Genomic DNA, 14,766 nt, shown 5'->3' with positions numbered 1-14,766 from the left:
AACAAAAATTAGCTGTAAAAAAAAGCCCTGAAAATTTCTTTTCAGGGCTTTTTTATTTGACATGTATTAAGGCTATTTCACTATTACCTTTTTAGACAGGATGCTACCATCCGTTTTTTCTAGATTAATGATATAGGTGCCTGTGCTTAAACCATTTACTTTAATTTCTTGATAGTTTGTATCTTCTAAAGTATCAACTCGAATTATAGACTGTCCTATAATATTGAACATTTCAGCAGCATCTAAACGTACCATTTTCGGGTTGTGAATAATGATGCTTCCTTTGGCGTTCGCGAAGTAAACTTGTAAGTTTTCTTGCAACGTAACATCTTCCGTACCTAACGAGTTGCCGTCTCTAAATGTAATTTCGAAACGATCAGCATATTCGCCAGCATCTAAATAAAATTCATAGTCACCATCCGTGCGTAAGTTATGGTATATATCCAATGCAATATCATGTACATATATCTCTAAATCACTTGGAATATTTTCTAAATTATCAATAGTTATGTTATTTAACCCGTCATCTCTAGTTACGATGTTTAATGGTAGCACAGTATCTTCCGTAAAGGAATTAATGCCTTGAATTGTGTACTTATCTGCATGAATTACCCAGGCCATTTCGTCTATTTGGACTTCATTTAGTAAGCCATCAAATCCCCAATCGTAATCTATAGAAGCACGATCATCAGCAGTTACTAATAATTGTCTGTGAATGGTATTCACGGAGTTAAAACCTAATCGGATTTTCATTCGTGAATCAACCACATCAATATTATCTTCTGTAGATCTCATAAATACAGAGCCTGTACCACCTTCTTTTTGAAATCTCCGTTGTCCGTTATTAAATACCACGCTACCATTAGACTCACCGGCAACAAAGAAACCTTGTCCAACCGGAATATAACGTCCTGGTGTTTTAGTAGCTGTGCCACCAGTTCCACCATCCGGATGATTAGTACCCATAGATGCGGCAGGTGTACCACCAGAGAAATTATAAGTACCGTAACCACCTTGGTATTCAGCGGTAACATGTGAGCCGCCGCCCCAATGTTCCCAGAAATATAGCGTACCACTAATAGCTGGATTTGCTCCAGATCCTGAAATGGTAGGGCCGTTATCTGCTATAAATTGTTCCGCATCAATGGCAGAAGCATAGGGGTTACCTACTAAATATTCATTTCCAGCATTAATAGTTAAGCCAACATTTCCGTTATTCGGTTTTCCGTCAAACACATAGTTTTGCTCTAAAGAAACAACACCAGCAGTATTGGTAACACCTTTCATAGTAAAGCCTTCTCCAGCTAATAATGTTCCTGTATTTCTAACGTGCTGCCAAGACGCGTAATTATCTGCAATACGGTTATTGTATTTCCATATCCAATAATGAGCAATTTTAAGATCGGCATCACTATTAGAACCATTATATCCACCTACATAAGTTATGTTCGCAGGTGCTCCTGATGATGTACCATCTTTCATAATGTTATTATTCAACGAATAACTAAAATTATTTGGATTTGCCGTTGCTGTATTTCCTACAGGCGCACTCCAATAATTATATGTGAAAACATCAAGTGTACCTTGTTGATCTTTTTCAAGAGAACCCGAAATACCAACATTTAAATCACTGTCAATGGTTTGTATTAATTGCGATTCGCCTTCTAAATCTATTTTTCCTAATAAATTTAAGTAGTGTGTTACTGTAATACCATTTCCTGTTTCGGTCGTGTTATCACCGTCTAAAGTTAATTCACTAGACTCTACAAATAAGGCTAATAGGTTTCGGTTTCCTAAATTTCCTGCTGTTAAACTGCTATTGCTCATAGTTACGTTGTCATCAACTTCAACAATGTTCCAGTCTACAGTAATTGTGTTATCCACTATTGAGTTGGCGCCAGGTATGGTTTGTAAATTTCCATTTAACCAAGTCGTATGCAGGCTCCAATCACTCGTTCCCGTACCGATGGTTTTATAAGGTAATGGGGCCGTTTGTCTATCTACCGTTCTTAAGCTACGTAAAGCACCTTGGTGGCCATTACCAGATTCATCTTTCGTGTTGGTATACGTGTAAGTAGACATTGGGTAATAACCAGCCAAGCTAGACCAAGGAATAGCAGCAACTTCATCTTTTGTAGGTGTTACGCCTTTACTCAAGAAATAAGCCCCTCCAACAAATCCAGAGTTGTTTGCAATTTCCTGATTCATGATATAACGCAATTGTTTAACCGTTAAAGCTGTATTCCAAACACGTACCTCGTCTATATTTCCATTAAAAAATGCTTGAGGCGTCAATTTAGATGCCGCGCCAATATAAAACGATTGGTCAGTATTATTAGGAGCTGATTTGGCCGCTTGTTTATCTAATATGCCATCAATATATATAAAAGCAGTTCCACCTTGATAAATAACAGCTACTTGATGCCATTCATTTTCAGGGATAATGGTATTAGAAGTTGTGGTTTGTATGGCTCCAGAAGCTGTTTTCCAAGACGCTTCAAACTGACCAACAGCGTTTATTTTTAAGTCGTAACCTTCAGTAAATGCGGCATCACGTTTTGAAACGATAGACTTATTCAAAGAGTTTACATCACGTCTAATCCATGATGAAATAGTAAAGGCCGTTGGGTTAACATCCAAAGCATCTTCCATGTCCATATAGTTTGATGTTCCATTGAAATATACTGAACGTTCAAAGGTACGCTCTGGTGCCCAACCAAATGTGATATATTTGGTGTCATCAAAATCATAATTCGTTTTTAAAATAGCTTCACCTAATTCGTTTGTGCCTTCTGTCATAACGCGGTAATCGGCTGTTGGATCAAAGTTTGGTGTATCTGAAATAAACATTAAATAACGACCGTTAGGTGGTGTTGCAGTTCTTACAGCGCTTCTTAAAATTGCGACTTCTACAGAAGGAATATCACCTCCAGAACCAACATTCTCGACAACCTTCCATGTTCTGCTTATTGCAGAAAATGACACATCTGTTGTTAAAGCTGGTGAAATAGACGAACTCATATTTACCGTAATATCTGGTGAGGCTGTATCTAAATCAATACCATTATTACCCCAAACCAAGAACTCTTTATCTTCTAATTCTGAATTGGTATTTAAATTATTGGTGTTAGAAATAGCGCCCATACCTATGGTTAAAACACCTTGGGCTCTAAAGCCACCATCAACAGCGTTATTAACACTACGAGATTGTTTTTGTAATAAATCAGATGCATCATCACGACCTATTCCGGCAATATCATAGTTGAAAACATCTTCTGCTGGTGTGCCTGTATTAGCGTCCCAAATCAGTGTTCCATCACTATCTACGTAATCTTGGGATGTGCCATTAACCCCCAATGTAATGCCATATTTAATGGCTAAATAGGATTGGATACGGTTGCGTTCTTGGGTGAGATTGGCATCATCTTTTTTAGCCGAATATGTAATTACTTCAGCAATTCTACCCTCATAACTACCTTTAAATGCTTCACTTCTTCCTAAAAAGTATCTAGAGTTGGAAACATTTTCAAATTGTGGCACTCCGACTTCTGTATTTCCTATGTCATTAGCATTATATAATAACACACTACTTGTAGGGGAGTTTGAATTGTTTTTAGAGTTTATAATACCTACATTGTTATAGTTGTCTGTTAAGCCAGTATGTGCAATTCCGTAACCTCTATCAGCTACTGGTACAGTTGAAGTTGATGTTGTATTAACACAATATGAGATAATTTCATTATCAAATCGTACAGAATATCTACCATAGCCAATACCAGATCCATCTCGTTCATCAGTTACAGGATCAATATCTCCACAAAAAACATCCATACTAGCTAAAGATGAAGTTACATTCACATCCGGAATAACCACGAGAAACATATCTTGTGTATAAAAACCTTCTGTTCCGACTAATGTATTTCTATTGGTGTCCGAATAACCAAAATCTTCTCCTGCCGTGTCATAATCATTATCAAAATCTACAACAGGATTAAAATTAACATTAAATAAAGGGGCATCGCGGTAGGTTGGTTCTAATCCTGTCGGTGCTGTAGCATTAGCGCCTCGGCCTTGATCTGCCCAAAGCGATACAGGTTGACCAGTGGTATAACCCAATCCATCTGTTCCTTTTAACCACAAAGCTAAATCGTTAGTAACGCCGCCTGGACCTTCGGTTAAAGGTGCGACGCCTGTACCTTGTACTCTGAAATTATAAGGGTTTTCGTTACTATCATTATTGTCTATTGAAATATTAGCAGTAACAGTGCCAGCAGCTGAAGGTGCAAAACGAACGACAAATGTTCGGCTAGCTCCAGCAGCAATAGTGCTTCCCCCAGGTTGTGTTAAAATTGTAAAAGCTGCACTTCCGGAAATATCAACTAGCGGTGATCCACCGGTTAAATTTAAAGTAGCTGTTCCTCGATTGTGTATGGTAAATGTATGATCTGTTGTAGATCCTATTTCTACTGAACCAAATTCAGTATCATCGGCAGTAGATGGTGTAGTATCACCATCAGGTATGGAGATTGTTAGTCCTGTGATGTCTATTTCTGGTTGAGGAACCGCTATGTTTCCTTCAATTAATATTTCATCAAAAGCGACACCTGTATTAGTTATGCTGCCGTCTGAAGCAAATAAAATTCTAAACCTAACTTGTGTACTCGTTTCAAAATTTATATTCTCCGTTGACAAATTAAGATTTCGTGTTATCCAACCTGTACTATTTCCTGACCAACCATCTTCACCATTATTGAAGGCATCCACATCCGTGTCATTATACCAATTGGTATTAGTAACGGATCCTAAATCACTCCACGTAGAACCGTTATTAAGCGAGTACTCTATTTTCATACCGTCATAGGCTGCTTCCGTTTCGTACCAGATATCAATTTCTAAATTTAGATTGGTATAACCACTTAAGTTTATAGCAGGACTAGTTGCTGTTATAAATGTATTGTTGTTATATTGAGATGTGTCTTTCCTAGAATGAATATAATTTCCCGTATTACCCGTGTTATGAGATACGTTTGTGCCTCTTAACCATTCACCAGTTCCAGATCCCGACGAAGAAACAGTCCAGCCCCCAAAACTACTTTGGAAGTTTTCTGAATAAAGGGTTGTTTGAGAGAATGAGTAACTTGAAAATAAAAGTACACTAAATAGCAATAGGTACTTTCGTACTTGGATAGTAGAATTTTTCATAAGTAGTCAATTTATTAGTTTTGGGACTAATTAATTTTTATTAATAGCTTGGGGACAAATATAAGAGAAATATTCCATGAAATGCAAATATAATCGACGAAATGCAAATATAATCTTTAACTCATTGATTTTCAATGTGATAAAAATGGCAGATTTTTGTAGACCTGCCATGATTTTATCACTTAATTGATTATTAGAACCTTATCAACTTTTTAACCACGCTATAACCATTGTTTTTATTAATTAATTTTATAAAGTATGGACCTTGTTGTAATTTGTCTAATCCTTGAACCGTCAGGGTTCCTTGTTTACCAGATTGTATTTGGTTATACACCAATCTGCCATTTACGTCGAAAAGTTGAATTGTAAATAGATCATTAGCAATAGACGTCGGTAAACTGATTTGTATATAATTGTTAAACGGATTTGGCTGAATGCTTACATTCTCATAATCAAATGTGGGGTTACTTAATGTGGATTCCATAACCGTAACTATGGCGTTACAATTTGACGTGTTTCCACTGTTATCTGTTACGGTAAATACCACATTGTTGTCGCCAATGTCATTCGAATCAAATGTATTAGGGGTAACAGAAATAGTATCTATTCCACAAGCATCAGTTGATCCATTATCAATTTGATCAGCTGTAATTGTGGCATTTCCAAATGCATCTAATTCAACCGTTATATTCTGAATATTACAAACAGGATCTACAGTATCCCCATCATTAGTAACATCCCAAACACAGGTTGCCGTATTAAAGGTTGCTGTTTCCCAACATTCTAAACTAGTTGGTTCCGTAGGTTGCGTTCCTTGGTTTTCCCAAGTACAATCTCCCGTGTTGAATACATAATTATCCCAACAGTTGGTTGCCGTTGGTTCAACAGGTTGAGTTCCTTGATTTTCCCAAGTACAGTTTCCTACATTAAAAACGTAATTATCCCAACAGTTGGTTGCCGTTGGTTCAACAGGTTGAGTTCCTTGATTTTCCCAAGTACAGTTTCCTACATTAAAAACGTAATTATCCCAGCAGTTCGTAGCCGTTGGTTCAACAGGTTGTGTTCCTTGGTTTTCCCAAGAACAGTTTCCTACATTAAACACATAGTTATCCCAGCAGTTTGTCGCGGTTGGTTCAGCAGGTTGTGAGCCTTGGTTTTCCCAGGTACAGTTTCCGGTGTTGAATACATAATTATCCCAGCAGTTTGTTGCGGTTGGTTCAGCAGGTTGTGATCCTTGGTTCTCCCAAGTACAGTTTCCGGTGTTGAACACGTAGTTATCCCAGCAATTAGTCGCGGTTGGTTCAGTAGGTTGTGAGCCTTGATTTTCCCAAGTACAGTTTCCTGTGTTGAATACGTAATTATCCCAACAGTTCGTCACCGTTGGTTCAACAGGTTGTGATCCTTGGTTTTCCCAAGTACAATTTCCAGAGTTGAATACGTAGTTGTCCCAACAGTTTGTTGCGGTTGGTTCGGTAGGTTGTGTACCAGTATTTTCCCAAGCACAATCTCCCGTGTTGAATACGAAGTTATCCCAGCAGTTCATTGCGGTTGGTTCGGTAGGTTGCGTTCCTTGGTTTTCCCAAGTACAGTCTCCAGAGTTGAATACGTAGTTGTCCCAACAGTTAGTCGCCGTTGGTTCAACAGGTTGCGTTCCTTGGTTTTCCCAATTACAGTTTCCTGAATTAAATACGTAATTATCCCAGCAGTTGGTTGCTGTTGGTTCAGTAGGTTGTGTTCCTTGGTTTTCCCAAGAACAGTTGCCTGTGTTGAATACGTAATTGTCCCAACAGTTCGTCGCCGTTGGTTCAGCAGGTTGTGATCCTTGGTTTTCCCAAGTACAGTTTCCTACATTAAAAACGTAATTATCCCAGCAGTTCGTAGCCGTTGGTTCAACAGGTTGTGTTCCTTGGTTTTCCCAAGAACAGTTTCCTACATTAAACACATAGTTATCCCAGCAGTTTGTCGCTGTTGGTTCAGCAGGTTGTGAGCCTTGGTTTTCCCAGGTACAGTTTCCGGTGTTGAATACGTAATTATCCCAACAGTTTGTCGCCGTTGGTTCAGCAGGTTGTGATCCTTGATTCTCCCAAGAACAATTCCCGGTGTTGAATACATAATTATCCCAACAGTTGGTTGCTGTTGGTTCAACAGGTTGCGTTCCTTGGTTTTCCCAAGAACAGTTTCCAGAGTTGAATACATAATTATCCCAACAGTTTATTGCGGTTGGTTCCGCAGGTTGTGTTCCTTGGTTTTCCCAAGTACAGTTCCCTGTGTTGAATACATAGTTATCCCAGCAGTTTGTTGCCGTTGGTTCAACAGGTTGTGTTCCTTGGTTTTCCCAAGTACAATTCCCTGTGTTGAATACATAATTATCCCAACAGTTGGTTGCCGTTGGTTCATCTTGTAAAGTAATTGTTACTACGGCGATACAGGTATCTGAATTACCATTAGCGTCTGTAACCGTTAAAGTCACGTTGTTAGCACCTATATCAGCACATGTAAATGCAGTTTGAGACGCCGTAATAGAGGCGATTTCACAGTTATCTAAAGAGCCATTATTAATTTGTGATGCTGTTATTGAGGCATTGCCATTAGCATCTAACTGAAGGGTTAGGTTTTGACAAATAGCATCAGGCTTTTGATTATCAAGGGTTACATTTACATTGAATGAAACCGTATTTATATTTCCGGAATCATCGGTTACAGAATAGCTGATAGTGGTTATGCCATTCGGGAATAAATCGCCACTATTTAAACCTGTACTGTCCGTTCTTATAACTGTTAAGGTGTTATCACAATTATCAGTAGCGGTAGGGTCAGTCCACGTAGGCTGATTACTGCCACAGGTTAATAATATGTTTGCAGGAATATTCTGGAATTCTGGATCAATTTGATCTACGACAGTCACTGTAGCAGTACAGGTATCTGTTTGGCCATCGGCATCTGTAACCGTAAGTGTTATATTTACGGGCGTACCAATATCACTACAATCGAATGAATTGATATCAATGTCATAGTTGGTTATGGCAACATCATCCGTAGAACCCCCATCCACATCTGTAGCTATAATCGTTGCATTCCCTGTATTATCTAATTGAACTGTGATGTTTTGGCATATAGCAGTTGGAGGTGCAGAGCTAGACGCTAAATCTGCAGAAATTTTTATCTGGTCGATTGCCATGTCACTGCTCCATGTTGATCCTGTTGTTCCAGAAAAACGTAATTTGATGACTTGACCATCATAGTTGCTCAAGTTTATAGTTTGTTGCAACCAAGGACTTCCTTGATTTGTTTGTTGTTGACCAATCAATATTGGTGTATTTGTCACTGTGTTTCCAGCAGCATTTAGTTGATTCCAAATAATCCCATTATCCAGACTTACTTCAACCGAAATAGTACCCATGGCATCACCAACCATATGATAATAAAATGAAAAGTTTGTGTTTTCATAACCAGTTAAATCGATACATGGACTAATAAGGGTTACTGTAACATTTTGTCCGATATTAGTCGTCTCATTGGCATCAGAGGCTTCTGTATATAAATAGTTGCCACCTCCAGTGAAATCATCGGTTGGGCCAGTTCCAGTAGAAATTGTTGATCCAGCATTTAAAGTCCAATCTTCATAATTAACTCCCGGGATATCGTTCAATCCTTGAGTCCAAAGACCTAAACCTCCATCGAATGTTTCGGTATATGGAAATGCAGAAATGGTGCTACCAATACAAGGTATAGGTGAGGTTGTCGTAAATTGTTGTGAACTTGAATAAGCCGTACTATTAGAACCACAATACGATTTTACTTGAAACTCGTAGGTGGTATTAGGGCTAAGTCCTGTAATTTGATATGGATTTGTAACACCTAAAACTTCTGTCCATGTTGGAGCGGCCAGAACTTTATATCTAATGTCAAAATTATCAGCAGATGTAGCAGACCAGGAAGCATTTGTAGAAATTGTATTTGTTCCTGAAGTGCTTAAATTTGAAGGCGCTGTTGCTGTTAATGGTGTTAATAAAATATCGCCAAGAGATTTTGTTTGATAGTTGGCAATAGTCTCATTAGTTAGCGTGACTGAATTATAACAATCAGCTTCAATTAAAATATTATAAGTTCCCGCAAAAACCGGTCTGTAAAAATCGCCATGAGGCAAAGAACTCACCGTATGCGAACCTAAAGCATCATGCCCAACCAATTTTATTGTTGCTTCAATAGGGTCTCCACTAACAGCATCTTTTACTTTTCCTTGAAATCCGTAGGTTCCTTGAATTAAGTATTCAATTAATGCTTCACGGTTATAATTCCAGTGACTTACTAATTGATTGGATGGAATTAATTTAGTATTGGATAACTCCATTGTTGTTTCTTTACACTGGTGTGTAAAATTCATATAATCTTGGCGCCCGCCATAAACGAGATACCAATCCGCACCATGGGTTATACCATTATTCAAGTAATCCATGTAGCCATTTGGGCTATTAGCTTGAGCATTATCAGCATATTCTCTTGAAATTTGCATAAACCAATCGTCATCTGGATGTCTGTCATAGGTATTATCCCAAGGATAATTTACAACTTCAACGCCACCGTGAAAATTAGCAGATAGCACAAAGTGTGTGTTAGCAGCTAAATTCATAAAATGTTGGGTTTCTAACTCATAAGCTGTATGGCCATTAGAATGCGGACCATTAACGTTATCTGGATAGTTTCTGTTTAAATCTAAGTTATTAGCATTTGCCCTTCTAGCATTTACCACAGAGGTATTGGTTGCATTATTGTAGTATGTACCATCTGGATTTGCCATGGGGTTAATCCATACTTCAGAATTATCAATTAAGTTTTTGATTCGTAAGTGATCTGAATGCCCCGTATTTTTATATGCGGTAATAAAATAATTAATTAAGTTAAGCATTAAAGGGTAACCCGTGATTTCATCTCCATGTATGGAAGATGTGTACATCACTTTAGGTTCTGCTTCTTCAGTGCCAATATTATCCGATAGCTTTAAAAACAATAAACGCTTGTTTCCGCCGGCAACACCTTCGGTTGTGCCACCGATATCAACTAATTCACAAATATCAGGATGGTTGATAGCAAACTCTTGCATTTGCGTCGCATAATCCGCATAGGTTGGATAGGCTGTTAACGGAAAGGTTAGGGGATAAGGACCTCTATTTTGACTAGCCGGTAATTCATTAGACATGACAATACCGGTGGCTTCGTTATCTTCTGAATTTACTTGAAACGTTCTATTACTAGATTCAAACCTTCTAAATTGTTCTGTATTTGCCCAGGCATACACGGTTCGCGTATTAGGGTCATAATTAAGAATAGACATTTCTGAAGTCATTGATTCTATTTCAGAAACATCATTTATTTGAAAGCTAAAAGTGACTTCACCTTTTTGGCTTAAATACTGGTCTGCCTGACGTGACGCATTTACTTGTGCTTGCATTATACTGGAAGCTATTAAAAACACTACCATGGCAGTTAAGGTTCTTAACTTAAGGGCGGTTAATTTCATTGGTTTGGGTTTGTAGGTGCTAAATATTGGTTTTTTTGAAAATCAATTTATGATGTGCAAAAAAAAATCGATAAAATGTACGTATTCTTTATATTTTGTTGAAATTCGGTAAAAAAAAAGAGGTTAAAACTAATAGCTTTAACCTCTTATATTTTCTTTATTTTTTAATAATTCGTTTTACAACTGTTTTATTACTGGCTTTAATTTCTATTTGAATAAAATAAGTGCCTGATGATAGTTTCTTTAAGTTATCTAGCGTAATGGTTTGATTTAAGGGATTGGCTTCGTTTAATTTTGAAACGATACGACCACTAATATCATATACACTAATGTTCACTGGATTGCTGTCCATTAACTTAATATTTACCGAATTGTTAAACGGGTTTGGGAATACTTTAATAGTATTTGCATCAAAATTATCCGTGTTTAAAGTTGAATTTGTGATGTTAAGCGTATAATCTTCAACTTCACCATAACTAAATGATTCACATGGATTATTTGCGTTATTTCCAGCACCATTATAGTATTTCATTAAAACACGCATACGTGTGGTTCCTAAAGCAGCATCACTAGGAACATTAAAAGTTCCAGAAACAGGATTGATAGTGCTGGAGCTGCTGCTAAAAATTATTTCAGTGCCTTCAAACGTGCCATTTTGATTGAAGTCTACCCAAGCTGTTACAGCCTCTCTATAGTTACTACCAGGCCATACTTTAGTGACATTTATAGTGTTTCCAGTTGCATTGCTAACAATATCTAAATCTGAAAATATAGTACTTGCTGTAAAATCTGAATATCCCGAGGTTGTAGCGTTTACCGTATTATTACTCGTTCCATTAATAGTTACGATTCCAATAAATTCATCTGCAATGCTACCTCCTTGCGCATTACAGTAATTAATATTGGTTGTTGTGAACTGTTGTGAACTTGAATAAGCCGTACTATTAGATCCACAATACGATTTTACTTGAAATTCGTAAGTGGTATTTGGGGAAAGTCCTGTAATTTGATATGGGTTAGATGTTATCCCTAAAATATCAGTCCATGTTGGTGTTCCCACTTCACGATAGCGAAGATCAAAACTATCAGCTGTTGCCGCCGTCCAGCTAGCATTGGTAGAACTAGCATCCGTTCCGGATGTATTTAAGCTCGTAGGAGCTGTTGCCGTTAAAGGTGTTAATAAAATATCTGCCAATGTAATGGTTTGATAGTTTGCAATGGTTTGATTTGTTAGCGTAACTGATTGGTAGCAAGGCGCTTCAATAAAAATATTATAAGTTCCCGCAAAAACCGGTCTGTAAAAATCACCATGAGGTAAGTTACTAACGGTATGTGATCCTACGGCATCATGCCCAACCAATTTAATGGTTGCTTCAATAGGGTCGCCACTAACAGCATCTTTTACTTTTCCTTGAAATCCGTAGGTTCCTTGAATTAAGTATTCAATTAGAGCTTCACGGTTATAGTTCCAGTGACTTACTAATTGATTGGATGGAATTAATTTAGTATTGGATAACTCCATTGTTGTTTCTTTACACTGGTGTGTAAAATTCATATAATCTTGGCGACCGCCATAAACGCGATACCAATCCGCTCCATGGGTAATTCCATTATTTAAATCGTCCATATAACCATTTGGGCTATTAGCTTGAGCATTATCAGCATATTCTCTTGAAATTTGCATAAACCAATCGTCATCTGGATGTCTGTCATAGGTATTATCCCAAGGATAATTTACAACTTCAACGCCACCGTGAAAATTAGCAGATAGCACAAAGTGTGTGTTAGCAGCTAAATTCATAAAATGTTGGGTTTCTAACTCATAAGCTGTATGGCCATTTGAATGCGGACCATAAACGTTATCTGGATAGTTTCTGTTTAAATCCAACCCATTGGCATTTGCCCTTCTAGCATTTACCACAGAGGTATTGGTTGCATTATTGTAGTATGTACCATCTGGATTTGCCATTGGGTTAATCCATACTTCAGAATTATCAATTAAGTTTTTGATTCGTAAGTGATCTGAATGCCCCGTATTTTTATATGCGGTAATAAAATAATTAATTAAGTTAAGCATTAAAGGGTAACCAGTAATTTCATCTCCATGTATGGAAGATGTGTACATCACTTTAGGCTCTTCTTCTTCCGTTACAATATTATCCGATAGCTTTAAAAATAATAAACGCTTGTTTCCGCCGGCAACACCTTCGGTTGTGCCACCGATATCTACTAATTCACAAATATCAGGATGGTTGATAGCAAACTCTTGCATTTGCGTCGCATAATCCGCATAGGTTGGATAGGCTGTTAATGGAAAGGTTAGGGGATAAGGACCTCTATTTTGACTAGCCGGTAATTCATTAGACATGACAATACCGGTGGCTTCGTTATCTTCTGAATTTACTTGAAACGTTCTATTACTAGCTTGAAATTTTCTAAACTGTTCTGTATTTGCCCAAGCATATACGGTTCGTGTATTTGGGTCATAATTCAGAATAGACATTTCTGAAGTCATCGATTCCAGTTCAGAAACATCATTAATTTGAAAGCTAAAAGTGACTTCACCTTTTTGGCTTAAATACTTGTCGGCCTTGCTAGATGCACTTGTTTGAGCTTGCATTATACTGGAAGCAAATAACAACACGAACAAGGTGATTTGGATTTTTAATTTAGAGTAATTTAATTTCATAGCACATTTGGATTAGTTTTTTGATGCTGCTAATATATATTTTATTTTTTTAAAAACATCCGTGAAATGCATATAAAATCGACAAACAGTATGTGTTTTTAACGCAAGCTTTTGTAAACTTCTAAAAAACAAGAAGTTAGTTTTTATTTGATGTGATATGTTTTTATCTAATAAGTAAGATTTTAACTACTTAATTTTCAAATTATTGACCAACTTCCCTTGTAAACAAAAAAAAACCAGTGAGTAGGATTCACTGGTTTTACACTTAAAATTAAAAAGTTCAATTAAAAAATAACTTTTTTGCTGGTATGTCCATTTTGGGTATGGATTTTAATAATACCATAACGCTCTTTTGATATATGGAGTGGTAGTCTAATATGCTTACTATTTATATTTTGAAAATTTTCAATGCGTTTTCCTAATATATTATAGATTTCTATTTGCCTAATAGTTTGATTTGATTTCCCGTGTAATTCCTTGGTGTTCCGTACATAGGTGATGCTAGTCTTTTCATCATTAGGAGTATCATCAATGGACAATACAACGTTACCAAATTCGTCTAAAGAACCGGAATTATCTTTGAAGGTTATAAAAAAGCGATCTAAATATGTTCCTTCCGAAATTGTATCCTGAAAATCGGATTCATTTAAAAGGGTGTGAGTATTGTTTACGGCATCATACAAATAGACATCTATAGGGTTATTAAAATTTTCCAATCTATCCAAAGCTATTGCTACATTACCAGCATTAGACAAAAACATGCCCAAAGGATATTGTTTTGAATCATCAAAAGCTCCCACGCCTTGTATTACATAGCGTTCATTGTTAATCATCCAGTTTAAATCGTCTGGATAGTTGTCCATATTTAACGCATCATAGCCATAGTCAACTCCGTCTGATGCGGCATTATCTGGTGTAAAACCTAATAATAAATGCCTAACATAGCCATTAGGCATGGTAAAATCTATGCGGACTAATTGGGGTTGATTAAATGCTACGGTGGATTCTGTGGTATGGGCAGCTGCTGGTGTTAGGCCTAAAAATAGCGCGCAAAACACCCATGTGTATAAGTAGGTTAATGTATTCATTTGCGTTGGGGTTTAAATGAATGTTAATATGATTTGGGATGGCTAATATAGAATTATTTTTTAAAAACATCCATGAAAAGCTAATAAATTCGTTGAAATGCATTTTTGATTCCTGTTTCTAGGTTTGAATTTCATGGAATTATGTTGTTTTGTAACGTTTTCGTGATTTTTACTATTTTTCTTTGGAATCCCCAATTTTCACTGTATTTGTTATTTTCTGTTGACATGGTCTTTCCATACACTAGCCAAGCACCAGCTATACACTTTAT

4 protein-coding genes are annotated in these 14,766 nt (G+C 37.0%); all 4 read right to left on the bottom strand.

Translation table 11 applies throughout. From position 1 onward, the window contains the following. Nucleotides 1–72: 72 nt before the first annotated feature. Nucleotides 73–5,202 carry a LamG-like jellyroll fold domain-containing protein gene (locus GMA17_RS06660; RefSeq protein WP_248400351.1) on the bottom strand — a complete coding sequence of 1,710 codons (5,130 nt, stop codon included), beginning with the start codon at nucleotides 5,200–5,202 and terminating at the stop codon, nucleotides 73–75. Nucleotides 5,203–5,395: 193 nt separating this feature from the next. Then, nucleotides 5,396–10,720: a M14 family zinc carboxypeptidase gene (locus GMA17_RS06655; RefSeq protein ID WP_248400349.1), complete on the bottom strand. Its 5,325-nt coding sequence runs from the start codon at nucleotides 10,718–10,720 to the stop codon at nucleotides 5,396–5,398. A gap of 157 nt (nucleotides 10,721–10,877) precedes the next feature. Then, entirely contained in the window at nucleotides 10,878–13,409 is a 2,532-nt protein-coding gene (locus GMA17_RS06650; protein WP_248400347.1) for a M14 family zinc carboxypeptidase, read from the bottom strand. A 284-nt stretch (nucleotides 13,410–13,693) separates the two neighbouring features. After that, complete coding sequence (locus GMA17_RS06645; RefSeq protein WP_248400346.1) at nucleotides 13,694–14,497, bottom strand: hypothetical protein; 804 nt, start codon at nucleotides 14,495–14,497, stop codon at nucleotides 13,694–13,696. Nucleotides 14,498–14,766 lie beyond the last annotated feature (269 nt).

The sequence above is a fragment of the Bizionia sp. M204 genome (assembly GCF_023205095.1).
Lineage (GTDB): Bacteria > Bacteroidota > Bacteroidia > Flavobacteriales > Flavobacteriaceae > Algorimicrobium > Algorimicrobium hallyeonense.
Note: the sequence above shows the minus strand (reverse complement) of the source record. Positions and strands in the feature narration are given on the sequence as shown.

What these genes read in the sequence shown, in the direction of transcription:
- GMA17_RS06650 (WP_248400347.1), bottom strand. Translation starts at nt 13,409, where the DNA reads ATGAAATTAAATTACTCTAAATTAAAAATCCAAATCACCTTGTTCGTG.
- GMA17_RS06655 (WP_248400349.1), bottom strand. Translation starts at nt 10,720, where the DNA reads ATGAAATTAACCGCCCTTAAGTTAAGAACCTTAACTGCCATGGTAGTG.
- GMA17_RS06645 (WP_248400346.1), bottom strand. Translation starts at nt 14,497, where the DNA reads ATGAATACATTAACCTACTTATACACATGGGTGTTTTGCGCGCTATTT.
- GMA17_RS06660 (WP_248400351.1), bottom strand. Translation starts at nt 5,202, where the DNA reads ATGAAAAATTCTACTATCCAAGTACGAAAGTACCTATTGCTATTTAGT.